At 39.2% G+C, this 21,552-nt stretch carries 26 protein-coding genes and 1 pseudogene; 8 read left to right on the forward strand and 19 right to left on the reverse strand.

Translation table 11 applies throughout. The annotated features are described in order from the left end of the window. Positions 1-140 precede the first annotated feature (140 nt). The 3 genes from ACJROX_RS26225 to ACJROX_RS26235 all read left to right on the forward strand — a co-directional run bounded on the left by ACJROX_RS26225 (position 141) and on the right by ACJROX_RS26235 (position 1,777). Entirely contained in the window at positions 141-287 is a 147-nt protein-coding gene (locus ACJROX_RS26225; protein WP_408008138.1) for a hypothetical protein, read from the forward strand. Positions 288-780: 493 nt separating this feature from the next. Next, entirely contained in the window at positions 781-1,050 is a 270-nt protein-coding gene (locus ACJROX_RS26230; protein ID WP_408008139.1) for a DUF3231 family protein, read from the forward strand. 43 nt (positions 1,051-1,093) lie between these two features. Next, positions 1,094-1,777 (forward strand): DUF3231 family protein, encoded by a 684-nt coding sequence (locus ACJROX_RS26235; protein WP_408008140.1) that lies wholly within the window; start codon positions 1,094-1,096, stop codon positions 1,775-1,777. Between the two features lie 378 nt (positions 1,778-2,155). On the opposite strand, the pseudogene ACJROX_RS26240 reads toward ACJROX_RS26235, so the two are convergent. Beyond that, positions 2,156-2,288, reverse strand: a pseudogene (locus ACJROX_RS26240) (Tn3 family transposase); the annotation flags it as partial. 427 nt (positions 2,289-2,715) lie between these two features. Here ACJROX_RS26240 and ACJROX_RS26245 point away from each other — a divergent pair. Continuing rightward, positions 2,716-2,802: a putative holin-like toxin gene (locus ACJROX_RS26245; RefSeq protein ID WP_408011795.1), complete on the forward strand. Its 87-nt coding sequence runs from the start codon at positions 2,716-2,718 to the stop codon at positions 2,800-2,802. 213 nt (positions 2,803-3,015) lie between these two features. On the opposite strand, the gene ACJROX_RS26250 is transcribed toward ACJROX_RS26245, so the two are convergent. The 7 genes from ACJROX_RS26250 to ACJROX_RS26280 form a co-directional block, all read right to left on the reverse strand. Beyond that, positions 3,016-3,261 carry a hypothetical protein gene (locus ACJROX_RS26250; RefSeq protein ID WP_408008141.1) on the reverse strand — a complete coding sequence of 82 codons (246 nt, stop codon included), beginning with the start codon at positions 3,259-3,261 and terminating at the stop codon, positions 3,016-3,018. A gap of 418 nt (positions 3,262-3,679) precedes the next feature. Continuing rightward, the gene (locus ACJROX_RS26255) at positions 3,680-4,534 is read right to left on the reverse strand and encodes a Cof-type HAD-IIB family hydrolase (RefSeq protein ID WP_408008142.1); all 855 of its coding nucleotides are present in this window, start codon (positions 4,532-4,534) and stop codon (positions 3,680-3,682) included. A 104-nt stretch (positions 4,535-4,638) separates the two neighbouring features. Continuing rightward, a complete protein-coding gene (locus tag ACJROX_RS26260) occupies positions 4,639-5,508 on the reverse strand; it encodes a ketose-bisphosphate aldolase (protein ID WP_408008143.1) in 870 nt (289 codons plus the stop codon). A 2-nt stretch (positions 5,509-5,510) separates the two neighbouring features. After that, a complete protein-coding gene (locus ACJROX_RS26265; protein WP_408008144.1) occupies positions 5,511-5,978 on the reverse strand; it encodes a PTS sugar transporter subunit IIA in 468 nt (155 codons plus the stop codon). A 6-nt stretch (positions 5,979-5,984) separates the two neighbouring features. After that, a complete protein-coding gene (locus ACJROX_RS26270) occupies positions 5,985-7,430 on the reverse strand; it encodes a PTS fructose transporter subunit IIC (protein WP_408008145.1) in 1,446 nt (481 codons plus the stop codon). Positions 7,431-7,432: 2 nt separating this feature from the next. Further along, complete coding sequence (gene pfkB / locus ACJROX_RS26275; RefSeq protein WP_408008146.1) at positions 7,433-8,356, reverse strand: 1-phosphofructokinase; 924 nt, start codon at positions 8,354-8,356, stop codon at positions 7,433-7,435. A gap of 163 nt (positions 8,357-8,519) precedes the next feature. After that, positions 8,520-9,299, reverse strand: coding sequence for a MurR/RpiR family transcriptional regulator (locus ACJROX_RS26280; RefSeq protein WP_408008147.1), 780 nt, complete (start codon positions 9,297-9,299; stop codon positions 8,520-8,522). Positions 9,300-9,496: 197 nt separating this feature from the next. Between ACJROX_RS26280 and ACJROX_RS26285 the strand changes: the two genes are divergently transcribed. Both ACJROX_RS26285 and ACJROX_RS26290 read left to right on the forward strand, forming a co-directional pair. Next, positions 9,497-9,847 carry a hypothetical protein gene (locus tag ACJROX_RS26285; RefSeq protein WP_408008148.1) on the forward strand — a complete coding sequence of 117 codons (351 nt, stop codon included), beginning with the start codon at positions 9,497-9,499 and terminating at the stop codon, positions 9,845-9,847. Next, positions 9,844-9,966 carry an IS3 family transposase gene (locus ACJROX_RS26290; protein WP_408008149.1) on the forward strand — a complete coding sequence of 41 codons (123 nt, stop codon included), beginning with the start codon at positions 9,844-9,846 and terminating at the stop codon, positions 9,964-9,966. Before ACJROX_RS26285 ends, ACJROX_RS26290 begins: the two co-directional genes overlap by 4 nt. 376 nt (positions 9,967-10,342) lie before the next feature. Here ACJROX_RS26290 and ACJROX_RS26295 read toward each other — a convergent pair whose 3' ends face one another. The 4 genes from ACJROX_RS26295 to ACJROX_RS26310 all read right to left on the reverse strand — a co-directional run bounded on the left by ACJROX_RS26295 (position 10,343) and on the right by ACJROX_RS26310 (position 12,730). Further along, a complete protein-coding gene (locus ACJROX_RS26295; RefSeq protein WP_408008150.1) occupies positions 10,343-10,813 on the reverse strand; it encodes a nucleoside deaminase in 471 nt (156 codons plus the stop codon). 182 nt (positions 10,814-10,995) lie between these two features. After that, positions 10,996-11,367: an MBL fold metallo-hydrolase gene (locus tag ACJROX_RS26300; protein ID WP_408008151.1), complete on the reverse strand. Its 372-nt coding sequence runs from the start codon at positions 11,365-11,367 to the stop codon at positions 10,996-10,998. A 558-nt stretch (positions 11,368-11,925) separates the two neighbouring features. Further along, the gene (locus ACJROX_RS26305; protein ID WP_408008152.1) at positions 11,926-12,321 is read right to left on the reverse strand and encodes a VOC family protein; all 396 of its coding nucleotides are present in this window, start codon (positions 12,319-12,321) and stop codon (positions 11,926-11,928) included. A 160-nt stretch (positions 12,322-12,481) separates the two neighbouring features. Next, on the reverse strand, positions 12,482-12,730 hold the full coding sequence (locus ACJROX_RS26310; protein WP_408008153.1) for a JAB domain-containing protein: 249 nt from the start codon (positions 12,728-12,730) through the stop codon (positions 12,482-12,484). Positions 12,731-13,065: 335 nt separating this feature from the next. On the opposite strand from ACJROX_RS26310, the gene ACJROX_RS26315 reads away from it, so the two are divergent. After that, positions 13,066-13,353, forward strand: coding sequence for a hypothetical protein (locus tag ACJROX_RS26315; RefSeq protein WP_408008154.1), 288 nt, complete (start codon positions 13,066-13,068; stop codon positions 13,351-13,353). 245 nt (positions 13,354-13,598) lie between these two features. Here the strand turns inward: ACJROX_RS26315 and ACJROX_RS26320 are convergent, their stop codons facing one another. Beyond that, positions 13,599-13,784: a type Z 30S ribosomal protein S14 gene (locus ACJROX_RS26320; RefSeq protein WP_408008155.1), complete on the reverse strand. Its 186-nt coding sequence runs from the start codon at positions 13,782-13,784 to the stop codon at positions 13,599-13,601. Positions 13,785-14,199: 415 nt separating this feature from the next. Between ACJROX_RS26320 and ACJROX_RS26325 the strand changes: the two genes are divergently transcribed. Further along, complete coding sequence (locus ACJROX_RS26325) at positions 14,200-14,361, forward strand: sporulation histidine kinase inhibitor Sda (protein WP_408008156.1); 162 nt, start codon at positions 14,200-14,202, stop codon at positions 14,359-14,361. A gap of 639 nt (positions 14,362-15,000) precedes the next feature. Here the strand turns inward: ACJROX_RS26325 and ACJROX_RS26330 are convergent. The 6 genes from ACJROX_RS26330 to ACJROX_RS26355 are packed head-to-tail and all read right to left on the reverse strand — an operon-like array spanning position 15,001 to position 21,532. Next, positions 15,001-15,903, reverse strand: a complete 903-nt coding sequence (locus ACJROX_RS26330; RefSeq protein WP_408008157.1) for an AEC family transporter — start codon at positions 15,901-15,903, stop codon at positions 15,001-15,003. 23 nt (positions 15,904-15,926) lie between these two features. Then, positions 15,927-17,360, reverse strand: coding sequence for an aldehyde dehydrogenase family protein (locus ACJROX_RS26335; protein WP_408008158.1), 1,434 nt, complete (start codon positions 17,358-17,360; stop codon positions 15,927-15,929). Between the two features lie 22 nt (positions 17,361-17,382). Continuing rightward, on the reverse strand, positions 17,383-18,273 hold the full coding sequence (locus ACJROX_RS26340; protein WP_408008159.1) for a ketose-bisphosphate aldolase: 891 nt from the start codon (positions 18,271-18,273) through the stop codon (positions 17,383-17,385). Positions 18,274-18,286: 13 nt separating this feature from the next. Then, positions 18,287-19,018, reverse strand: coding sequence for a GntR family transcriptional regulator (locus ACJROX_RS26345; protein ID WP_408008160.1), 732 nt, complete (start codon positions 19,016-19,018; stop codon positions 18,287-18,289). Continuing rightward, positions 18,999-20,171, reverse strand: a complete 1,173-nt coding sequence (locus tag ACJROX_RS26350) for a diphosphate--fructose-6-phosphate 1-phosphotransferase (protein ID WP_408008161.1) — start codon at positions 20,169-20,171, stop codon at positions 18,999-19,001. Before ACJROX_RS26350 ends, ACJROX_RS26345 begins: the two co-directional genes overlap by 20 nt. A gap of 14 nt (positions 20,172-20,185) precedes the next feature. Then, positions 20,186-21,532, reverse strand: coding sequence for an L-fucose/L-arabinose isomerase family protein (locus ACJROX_RS26355; RefSeq protein WP_408008162.1), 1,347 nt, complete (start codon positions 21,530-21,532; stop codon positions 20,186-20,188). Positions 21,533-21,552: the final 20 nt, after the last annotated feature.

Here is a 21,552-nt window from a genome sequence, read left to right on the forward strand (position 1 = left end):
AACATCTAGTCTATTGATCTCGGCTAAATAAATCTCTAGTATAAACTTTTTTTCAGTCGGTTACTTGCTTTTATATCAATATTGTTCCAATAACAACAAAAACTTCTACCCTTGGGTCCGCTGTCATTAAGAAGGGCAAAATGATTGAACGCATCGATACAGAAGATACATTACTTGTAAATACGTTTTATGAGGAAAGCACTTATGGAAAGGTTGAGGTCATGGATGAAGCGATCGTGAGGATCGTTTACAATTCGATGGATCATAAAAGCAAGTACATTGATTAGACACCTTACTTGAACAGCTAGCTTCATTTGAAAGTTGTCCTTTTAGAGACCAAAGGAAATCCGACTGCAAAAGAAATAGGGACTTCTCTAGAAACACTGCTTACAAATCGCTTCAACGAGATGTTCACTAAAATACAAGAGAGTGAGCTTACATTTTAGGGGTTGGTCAATACTTCCGGACCAAAATACCCAGGGAAAAACTGAGACATTGGCGATCCAAACAATATCCCAATTTAAAAATGGACCTTCATGTTCATGTGGTTATCCAAAATGAAGGACAAAAAAACTGAAAACTGAAGAATATTAAGCAGTAAAATGGAATAAACCAAAAGTTCTAGTATTGTTGAAGAACGTTATTTGATTACTATGCTGTATTTTTTAAAATCAAGTTTACCATGCTGGACTAAATTTCATTTTAGTTCCATAAAGAAATGAATAATTTAGGGATATAATAACATATTAAAACTTAGATACAGTTATTTAGGAGGCTTCTATGATTAATTATAACATTAGGTTATCAAGTCCTGAAATTGGAGGCTTGTGGGGAACTTTTATTCAAGAAAAAATGTCTGTGTGCCTCTTGAAATATTTCCTTCATCATATAAAAGATGAGGAAATAAAAGCTATCCTTCAAAAATCATTGGACATTTCGTTTGCACATTTGCAACAAATTAGTAAAATTTTCTCTGAGGAAAATATCCCCTTACCTCATGGATTTTCTGATGAGGATATTGATTTATCAGCTCCACCACTTTTTTTATGATCCCTTTGCTTTAAGTTTTGTTTACACTATGAGTCGAATGGGCATGATCAATCATGCGTTCGTTACCTCTAATATCGCCAGACTTGATGTTCTTGACTTTTTCACAAAAGCTTTAAATCAATCTTCAGAACTTTATAGGGATTCCACTACTTTAATGCTATCTAAAGGAATTTATGATAGACCTCCAATGATTAGTTATCCTCAAAGAGTGGAATATATACAAAAACACTCCTATATCAATGGAGTTATTGGAAAAAAAATAAATGCAGTTGAGCTCACCGAAGTATTTTTTAATATTGAACGCAATTATTTTTCTATTTTGCTTTGTTTAGGCTTACTTCAAGTGGTAAAAGACAAAGAAATTAAAGGTTTTATAAAGAATGGGAAAGAAATATCTGAAAAACAAATTAAATTTTTTAACGAATTATTGATAAAGGAAGATTTTCTGGGAACAGTTCCGGTTAGTATGGAAGTAACAGATTCAACGACTTCACCTTTTTCTGAAAAACTCATCGTAGCACTCTTTCATTTTTTGAATTCCATCGATATTACACTTATTGGACACGCCTTATCTTTATCTATGAGAATGGACTTAGCTACTCATTACAGTAAATTTATAGGAGAAATTTTAATTTATGCAGAAGATGGATTTAACATCATGGTTAATCGCAAATGGCTGGAACAACCACCACAAGCCCCAAACCGAAAAGAGCTGGAGAAATTTTAAAGAAAAAGATAAGGATAATATATTTCTCGATAAACTTTTTTCAAAAACCTTAATGCTGACAAAATAGCCGACATTTTAATTTCTTAACTGATTGCGTTGTAAATCCACGTTTTCCTGACGCTACCCTGGTAGTACCAGCGAAGCTGTCACCAGGGGCAAAGCATATGGATATTATTAACAGATAATCATTTAATCATAAAAAAGTTTATCCTAACAGGGGCCAAGGTATCAATCCGGTAAAAATACACGTTTAGACATATTTCAGACCCAATCTAACCGACTACCTACTCGGTTGTTTGTTGTGTTACTCACTTTTTATTTGAATACTCTTCTCTCGCAGCGGCCGAAGATTATCAATGAGATCCGTTGCTTTAGATTCTATACATAATCACCAGTGAGATTAATATGCTCCCATCCTAACGGAGAAAGATATCTTAAATACTCTCCTCTGGATCTTCATCCCTTTCGATAGTAAGGTTTCTACCGCTCGCGAGATATAAACTGTACCCCACTACTAATCGATGTGGCAGGAATGTACTTGTAATCACTCCCGGAAGAAAGTTTCTGATCCATTGCAAAATCTCCTTGTTATGTTCATTTATAGATCTACAATAGCATTTCCACTTCGATCCTTATAATATGAATTTAAGATGCAGACTGCCCGAATGATTGTGAAAGACCGAAAAAACGTACCTTCTCCCCATCCCCTCAGATCGTTTGGTAATCTGGTGTTTGGAAAATAGAGCGGAAGTCAACGAAAATTTCATTATCAAGCGTAACTAGTTTCCCCAATAATTACTAAACTCTTTAAGAGATCAAAACAACCAATCAGGCTACTTTTAATGATGTTTTTGTTTTATTGAAATATGGTATACTGTTCGTACAGCTACATAAGCAGGGTGGACGGTGGCAATCCCCTAAGAAAGGGGGTGTCACTGATGATGACGACATACGAAACGTTAACAATCATGGTCGCATTCGCAACATTAGTCGTGCTAATCATCAAGGCAAACGAAAAAAAGTAACCACCCTGCATCGGCCAATGTAAGGGTATCGGTTACTTTTTTCCATAACTCTGCATTTTGAGCCACCGCACTTCCTGCGGAGTAGCTGTAACAGCATCGGTGTTAGTAGCACCGGTGCTTTTTATTAGTTTGTATTCTTATTTATATTATATGCAACAAGAATAAAAAATACAAGTTAATGGCTGTTTATACTTAATTTATCGTCTTTATTACTCAAATTGCAGCTAATCCTTTTGGAAAGCTTCGTGTTATGCTGAATGAACGGAGCTTCTTACCGTACTTTAAAATGAATAAGCAGCGTAATGCTCCCCTCTCTGTCGTATTAACTACGCTTCTCGTAATGAGGATCCTCGTTCTCTGATAAAGATTGTTCTTCATACTGACCCTATTTGGCTTTTTCACATTGGGATCAATGGTCATGATGCGGTTCATGAATTGAGTCACCGGTGGCCTTTTCACAGTGGTCGCCACTTATACTTGTGTTAACAAAATATTTCTGTTTATCAGGTAGATACAGCCACTGCCCTTACCGGAGACACATCTAGTCCTGTAAAACGGAGTGGTAGAGCTATTATCAGTGGGTCTGGAAAATCAATTTCCTCAAAGTTGCAAAAGTTTTCTCCAATAATTCCGTTTACGCTAGTGATAGCTTCATGTGCTGAGAAAGTGGAACCATTAGGTGCGGTTAGGAGGCGTTTCGGGTCGCCTTACCGTCCTATGAGCAGGATTTTCTGTGTAAGTTAACACAAAAATCCCGAATAAGGGACTTTTTTAAACGTGTCCATTATTCGGGATACAGTTCAGATTCGAGATTGAGGTTTTGTATGTTAATGTTTGGGTTAACGTTACATATTACTTTTTAATGATAAATAAGGCCTCATGAAAGAATGTGTTTTTGCAAAGCATGAGCTACTCCATTTTCATTGTGGTGTGTCGTTATATAGGTACTTTGCTTTTTTACTTCTTCTGCTGCATTTCCCATCGCTATGCTCATTCCAGCAATATCAAACATGGGGAGGTCATTCAAATTATCACCGATTGTGACTGTTTTCTCCAATGGAATTCCCAAATAATCTGCCATGAATGCTAATGCTTTCCCCTTGCTCGTTTTAGGATGACCAATTTCAAGTTTTGCAATTCCTGAAGTAGTAATTGATATGTTGTCTCTTCCAGTTAACAATTCTCTTAACTCAATGAGTTTACTTTTATCAAATGAGAGAACAAATAGTTTGTACACCTCTAACTGAGAAAATTCCATATCCTGATATTGATCAACATAAATTAAACCGTGTTGATTGTACTGAATATCGACTTCACTTTTGGCCCATTTTACAGGAAAACAAGCAGATTGTTCTTGCATCATTTCGATTTCCTTATTTAACAGGTCTCTTCCTTTTTTTTGAATTAAAATACCGTTTTTCGTATAAATCTCGTAATACACATTTCTTTCTTCTAAAATAGCTATCATTTCAGATATGACTGAAACAGGCAGAGAAAGGTTTTGAATAAATCTTTCTGTATGAAATGATATTGCACCATTCCCCGTTATGAATGGACACGCTATACCTGCTTTTTGAAGAATGTATTTTGTATCATGAAAAGAACGGCCTGATGAAATGACAATAATATCCCCTTTTTTCTGTACTTCATGGATAGCATTCTTGTTTTCTTGGCTGATAGAACCATCTTTTGAAAGCAATGTTCCATCCAAATCAATTGCAATTAATTTCATATAATATCCTTCCTAACATGGGACTTAAGAGGAACGTTTTTTCCATCCATAAATGTCTAATCGTATATACACCGATCTATAGTTTTACCAATGTAGAGTTTGTCCTATAAAAACGAAGGAATGACCTTGCCCTCACTGCCTACCATTCGGATTTTGGATTTTGCAATCTCTTTTGCCGCTTCTTTTGCCTTTTGTAAGTAAGAACGCGGGTCAAGACTATCCGGTTCGTCTATGAAGTGTTGACGAATGGCTTCAGAATAGGCGTTTTTCAGCTCTGTTGATACGTTGACTTTTGCCATACCGAGAGAGACACAGCGGTGTACATCTTCGTCGGGGACGGCAGAGCCGCCGTGCAGAACGAGTGGAATGTCCACAAGTTTTGCAATTGCAGCAATGCGCTCGAAGTCAATATCAGGGTTACCCTTGTAAATGCCGTGCGCTGTCCCGATTGCCGGTGCCAATGTCGGTACACCTGTTAATTCAATAAATTGTTTGCACTCTTCTGGTACGGCTTTTTGAGCGTCTTCCTCTGCTACAACAATATCATCTTCTACTCCGCCTACTTTGCCAAGCTCCGCTTCAACATTTACGCCAAGTGATTTCGCGAGATCGATCACTTGTTTCGTTTTGACGACATTCTCTTCAAAAGGGTGCATCGATGCATCAATCATGACCGAAGTATAGCCAGCACGGATTGCTTCTTTAATCACTTCAAAGTCTGTGCAATGGTCAAGATGCAAGCCGACCGGAATATTGTAATGATCGGCTGCGGCGGTTACAACTTCAACAATATTCTTTGCGCCAAGTGATTTTACCGTGCCAACCGTTGTTTGCAGGATGACCGGTGATTTTAGTTCATCCGCTGCTTCAAGTACCCAAAAGATACTGTCAAATGAATGCACATTAAATGCTACAATACCATGTTTATTTCGTTTCGCTATCTCAAGCATTGGTGTTGTGGATAAAAGTGCCACTGTTAGTTTCCCTCCCCGTTGGTAACTGCTTTTTCTACAAGTGCTGCAAGCTGTTCAATTGTTTTCGCATCCAATAGCTCTTGTCGCTTTTCTTCATCCATAAGAACTCGTGATATGGAAGACAAGGCTTGAAGATGGGTTGTGCCGGCTTCTGCCTTTGGAATTAGAAGAGAAAGGAAGAAAAAGGCAGGTTGGTCATCAAAAGATTCCCATTCAATCCCTGTTTCCGTACGGACAATGACAATGGCGGGCTTTACGACAGCATCTGCTTGGGTATGCGGGATTGCAAACCCATCTTGAAAACCAGTTGTGCTTTGCGCTTCACGAGCCTGTAAGCCTTTTACAACTTCCTCGGCTGACGCAGCAATGCCATTTTCGACAGCGATTTCTGCTATCTTTTGAAAGACGCCGATTTGCGAAGTAGCTGTTGCTTGTAATTGAATGTATGTTGGTTTGATCATGTTAGTCATAACCAATCACTCCTCTATAGGTGTTTTTTCCGACAATTTTTTTCGATACAAACCATAAATGGCAGCGCCGGCAAGTGAACCAACTAGAATGGAAAAGACCCATTGAATGGCGCCAGTCACTACGGGAAGAACTAAAAATCCTCCGTGCGGTGCTGGAACTTGAACACTAAACATATATGTCATTACAGCAGCTATAGATGAACCGAGCATAATAATAGGCAGTACGACAATAGGATTTTTTGCTGCAAATGGGATTGCACCTTCTGTAATATGTGTCGATCCCAGAATAAAGTTTACCGTACCTGCATTTCGCTCTTCTCTCGTAAAGTACTTGCGAAAGAATACGGTAGCAAAGGCAATAATAAGCGGCGGTGCAATACAAGCGGCGGACACACCAGCCATAAAATAAAGATTGCCTTGGGCAAGCAGTGCCGTTCCGGTTACGTATGCAGCCTTGTTAAAAGGTCCGCCCATATCAAATCCGCACATAGCTCCAACAATAATCCCAAGAATAAGCGGGTTTGATGATTGAACAGACGCCAGAAAGTCCATCATTCCTTCATTGAGACCTGTAACCGGTACGAGAAGTGGTGTCATGATTGCACCGATTAAGAATATACCCAGAACTGGGTACAAGAATATCGATTTTAAACCATCCAAAGATTTCGGCATGTTTTTCAACAGCCTTTGCAGTAAGATAATCACATAACCTGCGATAAAACCTGCAAGAATTCCTCCTAAAAACCCGGCTCCCCCTTCGTTAGCGAGAAGTCCTCCAATAAAACCAACTACCATACCCGGACGTTTTGCAATCGATTCTGCGATAAAAGCTGCAAGGATCGGTACCATTAAACTGAAGCTCAATCCACCAACCTTATTTAATAAGGCGGCAAATTCGTTGTACTGTTCGTGATTGGGATCTGCTGAGTAAATCCCGAACAGGAATGACAGGGCAATAAGAACACCGCCGCCGACAACGAATGGAAGCATATGAGATACACCGTTCATAAGATTTTTATACAGTGTATGCATCCATTTTCGGTTGCCTTGTGAAGATCCGGATGACGCTTTCTTTCCTGCTGCTTGTTCGGACGACGCTTCCTGGTTATCCACCGTAAGCGCCTTAACATAGTGAACAGGTACCTCTTCATTTAAAATTTGTCTGATCAATTCTTCAGGTGCGCGAATGCCTCGTGCAACCGGCACTTCTACTAGACGCTTGCCGTGGAAGCGATCTGTGTTAACATCCTTATCCGCAGCTATGATGACCCCATCTGCCTCGCGTATATCTGCCTCCGACAAACCATTTTCAATCCCGACTTGACCGTGTGTTTCAATCTTAATGTCGACATCCAGTTTTTTGGCTGCTTGTTTTAAAGCTTCAGCAGCCATGAATGTATGAGCAATTCCTGTAGGACAGCCAGTGGCGGCTATTATTTTTTTTCGTGTCATGTTCATGCCCCCTTATAATCCGTAATGATCACTTGTTTCAGAAGAGATGGTATATCCTTTAAATCACTAAGTCCTTTAGAAAAAGCCGTTGATGCTCCTGCTGCAACCGCATTAGCAAGTGCGTCTTTTACAGAATGTTTCTGCATTTCCTTCCCGATAAAAGTGGCAAGCATCGTATCTCCGGAACAAGCGGTATTCACGACTTGCCCCTGTGGTGAAGTAGCTTTTAACAGACCTTCGTGCGAAAAATAGAGCGCGCCGTCTTTTCCTCTTGAGATGATTACGCTCTGCGCTCCTTTTTCAAGAAGCTCTTTCCCACATTCAATGAGCTCTGTCTCTGAAAGAGGATGGGCCTTGTTAAAAAAAGAAGCTGCTTCTTCCTCATTCGGCTTGAGTAAGGATGGTTTATACGCTAGCGTCTCCATCACTGTACCCACGCTTGTATCAAGAACGAGCTTCACGTCACGTTCGTAACAAATTTTGGCGATGTCAACAATGATGGAGTCAGGTACACCTTTTGGAAGACTTCCCGAGACAACGAGCGTGCTGCGGGGAGGAATCTCCTTAATTTTGTTTAAAAGTTGCTCTTGCTCGTTTGGTTGAATCATCGGTCCTTGGTTGACGATTTTGTATTCATCCATTGAATTTATAAAAACATTTATACGTGTGATGCCATCGATTTCGACAAAATCAGTTTGAATCCCCAGTTCGTATAAAGAATCCTTGATGTAATGGCCAGAAAATCCGGCGATAAAACCTAAAGCAACATTATCAATACCTAATCGCTTTAGCATGATTGATACGTTGACTCCTTTACCATTCGGTTGGTAATCTTCATCGTAAGTACGGTTCACCGTATTTGGTTTTAATTCATCAACTGCTACGTATAAATCAATGGCTGTATTCAAGGTGCATGTATAAATCACGGCTTTACCTTCCTTCAATCGTTGTTAAAGACAGTATCTCATGTTTTTTCATGAAAATGTTTTCAGATTGTGTAAAGTACTTGTACTGAGGTGTTACCCCCGCAAATTATACTTCTTTCTATAAAAAAAACCCTCCAACCTTAATGGTTTGGAAGGCTCGAGATTAATAATTTGTACGTATAACGTAGGCATCAAGGAGAATGCGGGCAATTACATTGAGTGAGAGACGTGAGCGGACTTCATATTCTGGAAAAAGAGATTGGTCGCTTTTATACCCTAACAGCGTCATATCAGATAACTTGCTCAAAGTAGAATCTACACGGGTGGTTAGCGTGATTGTCGTCACTTGTTTGATGCTCAGATTCTGGCATGCTTCTACGAGCTCGGACGTTTCACCATTTAACGAAACGAAAATGGCCAGCTCATTTTCCCCCATTTTACGAGATTTGGTTCGAATAATGTTCGGGTCATCGTGATTCTCACAATTTTTACCCATAACCTGTAGCTTGACCGTCATTTCTTTCGCAATCATTTCAGAGAAACCACGCGCAAAAATATATATTTTTTCGGCATCATGGATTTTCTGTACTGCATCTTCTATTTGACCAATGCTCTGAAGCTGTATCGTTTTGATGACCTCTTCCTCGTTTTTCTTAATCGCTTGTTTGATAGCGACATCAATATCACGGAGTTTATCCCCGTAATCAACCATTTTCTTATCTTGCATTAATCTATACTTAAAAGACGTATAGCCATTATAACCAATTTTCTTCATCAGTCTTACAATTGTGGCCGTTGAAACAGTAGCACGTTCGCTGAGTGTCACAATTGACATAGTCGCAATATCATCTAAGTTCTGGTGAATGTATTCCAGCAGATAGCGTTCTGTCTCACTTAACGCCGAATAGGTACTTGAAGGAATATCAAACAGCGGTTTTTCCATTAGTCTAACTCCTTTAAAAAGCAACTGATATTTTGGTTAGCTATGACAAAACGAATGTCTGATAAGTTGACTTCGTTTCATAAGAGTACATACCTAAAGTTACATTAGGATTACGGACTATCATTAACCCTTATCAAAATTATAGCAAATAAATGATGGATTCGGGTTGACGGACTCTGAAGTGGTCCTTTTCATTAGTGGGTAGCAATGTGATTTTTATTCATAAGAATAATTATAACCAGAAAGGCTGCCCTTATGATAATGCCTGTATCGAGTTATTTCACACTATTTTAAAGAAAGAAGGAAAAAACAATAATAACCAGTTAGTCTTTAAGACGATTCAGGGTGCCATAATAAAAGAGAACCCTATTGGGACGATGATTCATAGTGATCGTGGGTTTCAATATACCTCTAAAACATTTGGGAAAATGATTACTGGAATGATTCAAAGCATGTCTAGAGTGGGACGCTGTTTAGATAATGCCTATATTGAAAGTTTCTTTGGAGCATTAAAACAGGAAAAAAATCACCTTAATCGCTCGCTATGAAACATTTAAAGAACTCAAAGAAGAACATTGACGATTATATGTATTTTTACAACCATGAAAGGTTTCAGGAGAATTTAAACAACCTTACTCCAGTGGAATATCGAAGTAAGGCTGCTTAGTATTTTTTATTCTATTTCGCCTGTCTACTTTACAGGGTGCAGTTCATTCAAAGATAACGCCCGTATGTGGAATAATTTAATTTCCAAAAATACTCAATCTTAAACCCTAGCGCCCATTAGCTCAATTTTTGTAAGAGTCTTTAATCTGATGATGGGGAATTAACACAAACGGTTGAATTTTTTCAAGACGGTACGACTTTCTTTCAAATCAACAAAATCAAAGACTGCTAATTAATCAGATGTTCATGTGAAGAAATATAAAATACTGAAAAAAACAAGAAAAAAAACTATAAAACTGTATCAGCAGCTTCTCTCCCTGATGCTACAGAGATTTTCTTTTCTGATTTCTCCTATAAACACCATCCCTTATTTCAGATTAGTAATGTGTTTTATCTTTTGATTTTTCCCATGTTTTAAACGGTAATTCATATTGATTTGGAGAAATTTGTTTCATAGTAATATTACGCTGGTCAATTGGAAGGGAAAGCTGTTCATAAATAAACTGATCGTCGAAACCTATTTTCGCCGCATCTTCCTTCGTACATGCATAATAAACCGCTTTTGGTCTCGCCCAATAGATTGCTCCGATGCACATCGGACAAGGTTCACAGCTCGTATAGATCTCACAATCGATAAGCTGGAAGTCGTGTAAATATTGGCAAGCTGCCCTTATGGCCTGCACCTCAGCATGTGCAGTTGGATCATTTGATGCTGTTACTTCATTTCGGCCGGTACCAATTATTTTACCGTCTTTAACAACAATGGCCCCAAATGGTCCACCTTGGTTGGACATGACATTTTCTAAAGCCACTCCAATTGCTTTTTCCATAAAAGAGAAACCTTTCATACAACCACTCCTCGGTTCATATCATGTATTTATGCTTATAAATACGAGTAAGTAAATAGAAGTATTACAGAAAGTAAATTTCATGCCACCATGGAAGCCAAAGCCATCATCGACTTCATGGACACCTATACTTAAATTTCAACTTCAAAGCGTTTAGGGAACTCTGAAAGTACCCGTTTGATTTACAGTTGGTTGTGATGTATCCATTTTGTATCAACTCGATACTGTTCTACCGGCTGATCTAACCATACTGCACTACAGGCTTCATGATTATTAGAATTAATTAAAGCAGTTTCCCATTTATGTGCAGCAATCGGAACACCATAATTTTTTTGAAGATGATAATTGCCTCCTACATGGTCACTGTGATAGTGGGTGTTAACAATCAGGTGTAATGCTTTTGGTGAAACGCCCGCTTCTTTCAATAATTGCTCAGTTTCTTTTACATCGCTCCCAAAGCCAGTATCAATAAGGGTTGGGAGCTGATCCTTAATAAGAACCATGTTTGCACTTGGAAATATTCTTTCAAAGAAAATAATAACGGATTCTTTCATAAGCTATACCTCCAATACCTTACAAATACCAAAATTTTCAACGGTGTGGACATACCATAACAATACGAAAAGTGCCTCTATTCCAAATTACTTAACGCAGTTATAATAATGTTTATTCACCTAATAAACTGTTTCAAATTATTCTATTATCTCGAAATCAAGTCCTCCAGATAACTGCCCTTCAACTAAATACCAATTATTTCAATTTTTCTTACTTCACCAATTGCTTATTCAATTAAATGGCCTTATTCAAAAGACGCACTTACTCAAGAAGTGCGCCAGTTCTTTAATAAAAATGATTTCACATTATTGGTTATTTGTTTCTTTGTGTCTTGTCCTATCTCCTTTATTTAAATGATCGTTTTTCCTGTGTAATTGTAAAGTAGTAATTTCCAGATGTTCTATATTTAAGTGAATGGGAAAGGCTGCCTAAAGCTGACTGAAAATTCGAGGGTAACGAGACTATAAGTTGGAACTGTTCCCTTGATAAAAGGGGCTTCCTCTTAAAGACACCTTAAAAAGAACCCTTATATAAGGGCCCTCGAAGTCACATAAAGTTTATTTGGCGTTTTCATCCGGTTGATGAATACCAAAAATATTTCCTTCGGTATCAATAAAGTACCCCTGCCAAGCCATCCCAGGCAGAGCATATTTGGGCATAGCGACCTTACCTCCATTATTGATGATCTTCGATTCAACAGAATCGAAATCTTCAACTCCCATAGTACAAGCATAGGCATTCAACGCTTGGTTGGTTTCTGGAGAAGCACTTTGCCGTTGCATCAAAGCCCCGTTGATTCCAGGTTCATTTTCATCGCCTGTCACAGCTCCAAAATACGGCATTCCCGCATACTCACTCCAATCTTCAAACTTCCATTCAAATACCTCTCCATAAAATTTCTTAGCCCGTTCAATATCATCCACATGAATTTCGAAATGAATTAATCTTCCCATGATTCCTCCTTAATTAGTGATTTAGTATAAAGTCTACGTTGGTATATTCTAACATTTATTTCAATACTCCTTATTTGTTGCGGTTGTTTTTTTTTGAAATGGTTCTATATCCTCTCTCACTCCAACTTTATTCATAGAAAGACTTCTCAAACCTACTCATCTAAAAAGATAACGGCTGTCCAATCAGTGTCTGAGTCTCTCCGAACTTAACAACATTTTGAGAAAAAGCGTGTTTTTTAAACAAAATGTTTTGTGTTGAAAGATAGTTTTTTCTTTTTAGTACGTCGATATCTTCCCAAGATGATGTAACGTCCTGACTCGGATGATGATGGGCCACGATGGTGCTTGGAGCATTGTTTAACATAGCAGTTTTCAGCACCTCCCTCGGATGAATGACCCAATTTGACACAGATGAACCGCATTAACCTGAATACAAAATATGAAGTAAACCTATTCGAGTGATATGTGGTGAATCGATTAACGTTCTTAAGCAAACGAAGTCCATAATAGGTAGAGACTAAAAACTAATAATAGAATTATCTACGTAGTGAGAGGTTTGTTCTTTTAAACAACAAATATGAGAAGGATGCGATAGTAGACTCGACGGTGAGACCAATACCCCCTCGGTGTGCTTGCAGAACTCAAAAACAAAAGAAGTCTATTTACGACAAATTAACCCGGTATATAAAAGGATCATCTTGTGACAAACTAATAGTAAGACTTTTTTAACGGGGTGGAGTTTTGATGAAAACTATTTTTTCTCTTAAAGTATCTTCCCATCGTTTTGGTTTATCAAATTTAATAGAACTTTACAAGTTCTGCCAAAGTTGTTCCAGTAGCATCTATATTTATGTAAAAGATAAAAGTTGCAAGGTCGAACATCTGCCAAGCCTAGTTTCGTTTATGATAAGTCTTGAATATCGGGATCTTATGATTGTTGTTGAAGGAGAAAATTCGTTGGAAGATAAAGGTCTTCTTGAAGAGTTAATAAAAAAATCGAATGATCCTATTAAAGCCAGAGGTTTACATTAAATTCAAAAGTTAAATAATAATCCTACAAAAGCAGGAATAAATGTACCACCTAACGTATTAACCTATCTGGACTGGCTCTCTTCATCTCCCATGGCTAATAATGGACAAAAATTGACGTTTCAAAAAGTAAATAAATAGAGATTTAAATAAAAATAAAAAAGCGCCGGATGTAGGTCCGATGCTTTTTTCGTATATATAGTAAATGTTGTCTCTATATATTTGGCATAATTTATAACAAGCTAAATTTACCAGCTAGCTTTCTTGAGACCAGGTATTTGTCCTTTATAAGCAAGTTCACGGAGGCAAATTCGACATAGCTTGAATTTTTTCAAAACACTGTGTGGTCTGCCACATTGCTCACAACGGGTATACGCACGTACCTGATACTTCTGAGGTTTTTGAGCTTTAGCAATTATAGACTTTTTAGCCATGTTATAACCTCCTTTTCTTAGTATAGATAGCTAGTATACCACATTCAAAAAACTCCATAAAATGTAATTTATGGCAAATGAATTCCACTAGTCTGTTAATGTTAAATATTGAACCTCTCGCCACTTAACGACCTTACAGTCTGTTTGAAGCGTGAGATTTCTAAGGACACCAGCGTAACCACCAGTTATGGATTAGGCTATCCCTGCAGTTCCTGCGGTTAATCGTAATGCTTCATTACGAATATTTATACTTGCGTTCATGTCTAAAGTGAAATCAAAAGATTCTACAAAAATAAATATGGACTATTACCACCATTATCTTACTTTTAAGTGAAAATTATCTTAGGGCCACTTAAAAGCACTTTCAAAAGACGAAGATTTTTATAAAACATTTTTTGGGAGGCACCACATACTCATGTTGCATAACCTGTCAGACCAAAGTCTTATGGAGGCTTATCATCAAGCCATTGATCTAAAATTATCACCCGAATTTATCTCGGTCCTAAAACTTGAAATATCTAGAAGATTCGTAGAAGAAGGAATTAATAATAAGGAACAGAATTTCGCAAGAACGTAAGCACAAAAACATTTTCCCAGTAACCGATACCCTTACATTGTCCGATGCAGGATGGTTACTTTTTCCGTTTCCCTTTTATCGTCTTTATTACTTAAAATGTAATTATTCTCGCAAGAACCATCTGGATCGTACCAATTCCAAAAAAGATCGGTATAGTGATAGCGCCCGATCGTATTATAAGGTTAACCAGTTCATCTGGTTAGCCTATTTTTTATAGGTTCCTTTTCGAAAATTCATTGTATAGTTCACTCCTTCAGCACGAAAATATAACTTTTCAACATGTGAGGTGTTTTCAAATTCACTAGCGTTGCATAATAATTTTCTACTCTAGTCAAATTTTCCTTTATACTATTTATTACCACTCATCCAATCAGCAGCTTTCCCTGCGAACAAGAGTAAGATTATTCCCAGTACAATTCCATAGATTGGCGCATATCTGTATATACTTCTTAACCCCACTCCCGCAGAGATGAAAAATAAACTCAAAATAACTAATAGTGTAGGAACTACTATAGGAAGTCGCATCAAACATATCTCCTCTGCAAGGTTTAATTTTTTTCTGTTGAAACATAACAAGGTCAGTAATCAACTACTATTTTCCATAAAGTTACATTGTTCTATTGAATGTTAGTGATACGTTTACATTGTCAATTGGATAACAAGTGGTATTGTAATCAGACTTACGACTGTTGTTACTAATGTTGCAGTTGAAACATTTTGCGGTTCAGTCTGAAACTGGATTGCAATCATGGTTGTATTTGCTGCAGTTGGTGTAGCAGCCATAATGATCATGATTTGCTTGGTCATCTCATCCAGAGGCATATGCCACACGAACAGTGCTGCAATAATAGGCGCACCAATAAGTTTTAAAATTAATGCCGTAGAAAGTTTTTTCCAATCCACTTCTTTGACTCTTATATTCGCAAGCTGCATGCCTAGGGTAATCATGATGACAGGAATAGCTGCATCAGCGATAAAATCGACGCCCTCCATTATACCTTTTTCTAGTGGGATACGAAGATATTGGAAAGCAAGACCGATCATAGCTCCATAGACCATCGGCATTCTTTTTATAGATTTGAGAGCCGCTGATACGTCGCCGCCCTCTGGACTCCCTTTTGCGGCATAATAGACTCCGAGCGTACTCATCAATAATTGTTGGATCACCATTAAAATGATAGCTGTTTCCATTCCTGCTGCCCCAAACAAAAAGAAAATGAGGGGAGTACCATAATTCCCGTTATTCATGAATGCTGAAGCTAAAATCAAACCACTACGTTCCGGTTCACTATATCCATTTACTTTAGATAGAACACTTACCATTACGATGATAACTGTGCACAATCCAATCAGATAGAGTGCTAAATATCCATAAGAAGTATTTATGGGCTGCTCATAAAAAGTGCGGAAAACCAGAAAAGGAACCATTACATAGATTACAAGTTTAGATAGGATATTTGTATCCAGTTTCAATAATCGCTGCGCAAAATACCCTACCCCAAACACGAAAAATATAGGCAGCATAATACTTATTATGGACATGGTTCATTCCCCTTATCACAACGCTATAAATTAAAGACCACAATCCGTTCCTCTGTCATTTCTTCGATGGCATATTTAGGCCCCTCTTTTCCACTTCCGCTTTTCTTAACGCCACCATATGGCATATGATCCACACGATAACCGGAAGTATCATTGATGATAAGGCCACCCACCTCTATCTGATTTGCCGCTTTCATCGCGAATGCAAGGTCATTCGTAAACAATCCGGCTTGGAGGCCATATTCTGAATCATTGACGCGAGCAATCACATCATCCACATCATTATAAGTCGAAACGGCTACGACCGGTCCAAATACTTCTTCTCTACACACCTTCATATCATTGTTCACATTTGAAAGAATAGTAGGCTCATAAAACACACCATCTCGTTTTCCACCTGTTTCAACATTTGCCCCTTCTTTAATAGCTTCGTTGACCCAATTTTCTACTCTCACAGCCTCTTTTTCAGCAATCATCGGACCAATACTCGTAGCTTCATTTTTTGGGTCCCCTACTACAAATGAATTTGTTACGTCTTTCATTTTGATCAGGAAGGATTCATAAATATCTTCATGAACGTATACTCGCTGAACAGAAATACATACCTGTCCCGCATTGTTGAAACTTTTCTGAGCAACCAGAGTTGCAGATTGTTCAATATCAGCATCCTTATGAACGATGGTCGCCGAGTTATTTCCTAATTCTAAGGCTACCTTCCGAAGTCCCGCTTTTTCTTTAATCAGTCGACCAATTTTCGGGCTTCCTGTAAACGTAAACATATCAACGTCATCATTCCCAAGAAGCCAGTTTCCGATCTTCGGACCTGCTCCTGTCACCACATTCAATCGGCCTACAGGTAAGCCTGCTTTTTCGAATATTTCTGTTAACATAATGGCAGACACAGGGGTAACTTCAGCTGGTTTTAATACAACACTGTTCCCAGCAGCCAACGCAGGGCCAACCTTATGGCAAACTAGATTCAATGGGACGTTGAAAGGGGTGATCGCTGCCACTACGCCAACCGGTACTCGTCTTGTAAAGGCTTGTCGATTTTCCGATCCAGGCGCGGATTCAACAGGAACACCCTCTCCATGGATCCGCTTTGCCTCTTCTGCTGAAATTTCTAATGTCAGGGCTGCACGTTCCACCTCGCCTCTTGACTCGGAAATCGGCTTTCCCACTTCTTCAGCAAGGATTGTTGCTAACTCCTCGAGACGTTCTCTTAGTCCTTCGGCTGCATTTTTTAATACGGCATACCGCTCATATGGATGAAAGGATTTCGTAATGGCTTGTTTTGCTGCTGTCACCGCATCCCGGACATCTTGCTCTTCTGCAACAGAAATTTTTGCAATTACTTGTTGTGTATATTTGTTTAACACATCGGAAGTTGTTCGTTTCACGCGCCATTGCCCATCAATGAATAAACCCAGATTTTCAATTGAAACTGTTGTGGTCATACAAAACATACCTCCCTATAGATTATAACGTCATTACCTTTTTGGCCGATAAAAGCACTTGCGCTTTTTCCTGGCTTCCGAACACTCGAATCTTTTCCTGAACCTTTTCTTTCATCTGTCGTTTCCCATTACCTAACGAATTGGCGAGTACAAAGTCTTCCTTATTTTCATTGAAAATTTCCTGAATTCCTCTTGTAAATGCCTGTCGAAGTTCTGTATCCACATTAATTTTGGCAACACCCAAAGAGATTGCTTTTTTGACCTGATCATCCGGAACATCGGACCCTCCATGAAGGACGATAGGGCGTTCTACGGCTTCGGAAATTTTCTGAAGTCTCTCAAACCGCAGATTTGGTGTTTGCTTATAAATACCATGAGCAGTTCCAATCGAAACAGCCAGGTAATCAACTCCTGTTGCTTCAACAAATGCGGCTGCTTCCTCTGTTGTTGTAATGAAAGCATCCTTTTCATCTACTGTTATATCGTCTTCAGTACCACCGATTTTTCCAATCTCCCCTTCACTTCCAATTCCAAGGGACCTTGCTATTTCCACGACCTTTTTGGTTGTTGAAACATTCTCCTCAAATGAAAGTGCTGAACCATCGAACATCACGGATTGAAACCCCAATTGAATCGCTTGCATCGTTTGTTGGAATTGACGGCTATGATCAAGGTGAATGGCAATAGGAATAGAGTAATCCTTTGCAAAGCTTTCGATCAGAACCATCATGGGCTCAAGACCGATACTTTGAATAACTTTTTGCCCCACCTGGATCATGATTGGTGATTGTTCTTCTTCAGCAGCTTCCAAAATCGCTTGGATGGTTTCGGCATTATGCGCACTGAACGCGCCAACTCCATAACCGCTTTGAAGAGCATGCTCTAACATTTCCTTCCCATTAATAAATGGCATTTGTTTCTCCTTTCTACCTATCCAGTTCAATATTATAGTGATACTTGTCGCTTCGGTATTTGGTTTTTGTGTATTCAATGGGATGATCATTTACACCAAGACTTAACCGTGTCATTTCTAACAGAGCTTCACCTGGTCGAATCCCTAAAGAATCAGCTTCATTGATCGTTGCATTGATGGCTGTGATTTTTTCGTTCGCACTTTTTAAATAATAGTTATATTGTTCGAGTACTTCATAATATCTCGCTTGGTTCAAATCACATTTGATTAAAATGTCGCCTATTTCCTTTGGCCAGCATGTACGCTCAAGTGCAATTGGAATCTCGTCTGCAAAACGTATCCGTTCAACTAAAAGAACTGGCTCCCCCTCTTTCACCTTGAGCATATCCCTTTCATGATAGAGGTCCTCTTTAAATTCTGCCCTTAAAAGCTTCGAGTGTGGAATTTGGCCTCTTTCTACCACTTCCTCCGCAAATCCCCGAAGTCTACCCAAATTTCCAACAAGGCGTTGTGATTTGACAATGGTACCGCGTCCCTGCTTTTTTTCAAGCAAACCATTTTGTACAAGAATGGAAATAGCCTGCCTGATTGTTGTACGACTCACATCAAATTCTTTGATCAATTCTTGTTCAGTGGGAATAAGGGTGTTTGGTTTCCATGCGCCATTTTGAATACGCTTGATCAAAACATCTTTAATTTGTAAATAGAGTGCACCGTCATTCGCGTTAAATTTGTTGGTCGACATATAAGTCTCTCCTTTGGATCGGTGGAGGATAGGTAGGTAATTCATCGCCTACAAGAGGGCGTAGCCATTTGTAGTAGCGTTCAAGATCATCGATAAAGTCCGCAGGCATCACTCTTTCGCCTGCTTTTACCACATCCTCCAACTGGACTGGTTTCATATCTACATTATAACGAACATCGTCACCTCTTTGTATGGAAACCATCATTCCAGTCCGGCCTTCTTTAATCCACTTACCTCCTGTGATTCCTGTAAGAAAAGACTCATACCGGTCTAAGCTTGATACAGATTGTGAGCTACTCCTTTGATTGATGCCTAAAAGCTCTGAACGGACCGTTACATTCAACTCTTTTTTTATGAAGGTTTCTACTTCTTCTGAAATACCTCCCAGGATAGGACGACCTTTGACTTTCTCTCGTTTAACTTGAACGCCGTCACACCAACTAACCCCTTCACTGACAACTACGGTTGCACATCCATACTTCCGAATTGCTTCTTCTACAGAGCTTAGCAATTCAAGTTGTTTCAACGGGCGCTCTGGCAGGGCAATAAAGTGGGGACCTTCCTCTTCAAAGGTTTTTAATAATCCGCTTGCTGCTGCAAGCCACCCTGCATTCCTTCCCATTGTCTCCAGAATACGTACCTGTTCAAAGTTTTGCATGGCATGAAGATCTCGACTGATATCTCTTGTTGCTTGAGCCACGTACCTTGCAGAGCTTCCAAATCCAGGCGCATGATCCGTACAACCTATATCATTGTCCACTGTCTTTGGAAGCCCAATCACCTGTAAGCCATAACCCATATCTTCAGCGGCTTTCTCAACTTTGTATAATGCCTCCATCGTGCCATTGCCTCCGATGAAAACAAGAATTTCAATCGAATGTCGACGGAGATTCCCTACAGCTTTTTCTATATTTTCATCAGTGAACGGATACCTCCCTGAACCAAGGCATGCTCCTGGGACATTTTGATGTCTTAAGACCCAATTCATATTTTCCTCGTTTCCTTCCATTAATTCGTCACGAACGAGCCCTTCATATCCATTTCGAATGAAAAACAAGGAAAAATCAGATTTCATTTCTTTTACAAAACCGGCAAGCGTCGAATTTACAACGGTTGTAGGTCCGCCGGCTTGCCCTATGGCAATTTTCTTCATGATTCCGACTCCCTTCAATCCCTCGTAAAGACAATCGTTTCTAATCCCAGCTGCCGGCCGAGCTCGACTAACTCTTCTGCAACATCGTCATACACGAGCGCATAATGAGGTTCAAAACCTTCTTCCATAATCTGATATAGCGTTTTGTTTACATCTGTTTCAAGCTGAACTTCCACGGATGTACCATTAAATCTTTGAGGTGTGTCGAGTGCATTGCCGCGCATGACAAGCAACCGATATCCTTCTGGTGTGTAACCAACACGGAATAGCGTAACACGCCCAGGTTTTAAGCCGAATTCCATTGTAAAGCCCAATTTACGGTTCGGGTGAACGCCGGATTGTGCCCCCTGGGACGGATGGGCTAAGGAATAGGCACCCGCACCGCAGTGCCAGAATACAACTGAGTTGCTGGCTTCATTCACATGAACCATATCTCCTAAGTAAGGAGCACTCCCATCTGTCAGCTGCTGTAATATGAACATGGAGATGGAACCATGAATATCAGACTCACATGACGATACGACTCCATCTTCAGTGAATTGTGAAAGTGTTGAACATGCAGCTGCCCCTAATTCATTAAAGAAGTCTGGCCAGCACCGAATCGCAAGTGCCGATATATGTTCTTCTTCAATCTTTTCTTTCACATAAGTTGAAAACTGTGCAAAACGCTCTACCGTTTCATCATTTCTGTTCAATCCGATCACTTGTCGTTCTGCGCGCTCGATCGCACCTTCCCATTTTTTTCGGGGAAGCTTGACACATTCTTCAAAAGCCTGCTGAAGATCAAAGCGAGAGACTGTGACTCCCATTTGTTGATATAATTTATCTTCATCCGTTCCTGAGAAAAAGAACCCTGGGGGATATTCTCCGACGACGCCAATCTTTAATTGTTTAAGTTCTCCTATTAATCGATGTACCTGTAGTTGTTTTTTCATTTTCTGTTGAACATGTGCTTCATCGGCATTTCCAAATACGAACGAAAAAGGATGATTCATACATCGGAGCACATGACTCGTACTATTACCCCCTGTAAGGGAGTTTAGCCGAAGTCTTCCGCCTATGCTCGGTTCACGTACAGACCAGACTACAACGGGTGCTTTAACGTTTTCAATTAGAGTTTGGACAAATTCGCCATCTGCGAATGTCACACTTTGATAAATCGTTGTAACAATTTCATTTCTATCATCTATATCTGCTAAAAATCCATCCAGCTCTTCAGGAGAAGTAATGATTTCCCCCGGCTCGATTAATTCATCAGCGATTTGTTCCAAAAATTCCACACTGTTGTTTCGCTGTTCTTCACCAGCTTTCAAATCGAAAGTCTTCCTGCCGATTGGTATATAAAGCACCTTATTTGACAACGTTGGTCACAACCCTTCTC

Source organism: Pseudalkalibacillus sp. A8, assembly GCF_045920555.1.
Classification (GTDB): domain Bacteria; phylum Bacillota; class Bacilli; order Bacillales; family Fictibacillaceae; genus Pseudalkalibacillus.